General features: G+C 45.6%; 1 protein-coding gene. It reads right to left on the bottom strand.

The genetic code is table 11. The annotated features are described in order from the left end of the window. On the bottom strand, positions 1-612 hold a 612-nt coding region (locus tag JMW90_RS13565; RefSeq protein ID WP_201564767.1), incomplete at both ends, for an FAD-binding oxidoreductase.

The following is a 612-nucleotide window of genomic DNA, read 5'->3' as shown; positions in this document are numbered from 1 at the left end:
TTCAAACTCTAATAGCGTATAAAATTTGGTACACGACTCAAATGGCTCTTGCACTCGACCGTGTGCCATCAGCTTATCAATTGCCACATCATCAAAGAATTCGAAGGCTGTTAAATCAATCTGTGCTTGAAAGGCAGATAGCACATTCATTACATCATTAAAACTGTCCATGCCAAGCACCATGACGTTTAAGTCTTGCGGCTGACGCTCAAGCTTGATTTGTGCCTGAGTGACAAAGCCAAGTGTGCCTTCGCTACCGATAAACAATTGACGTAAGTCATAGCCAGTAGCATTTTTGACCATACCGCGGTTCAATTGCAAGATATCACCTTTACCAGTTACTACTGTCAGCCCCATAATCCATTGACGGGTCATGCCATAGCGGATAACTTTGATGCCGCCAGCATTGGTGCCAATATTGCCACCGATTTGACTGGAGCCTGCTGAGGCAAAGTCGACAGGGTAGTAGAGGTCTTTCGATTCAGCAAACTGTTGCAACTGCTGCGTGACCACACCGGATTCAATCTCAACCATACGATCGGCAGGATAAAATTGTCCGATATGGTTCATCTTATCCATACTGGCCACAATCTCACCATTGGCAGCGACTGC

It is taken from the genome of Psychrobacter glacincola (assembly GCF_904846215.1).
Classification (GTDB): Bacteria; Pseudomonadota; Gammaproteobacteria; order Pseudomonadales; family Moraxellaceae; genus Psychrobacter; species Psychrobacter glacincola.
The sequence above is the reverse complement of the archived record's forward strand: the minus strand, read 5'-3'. Positions and strand labels throughout refer to the sequence as shown.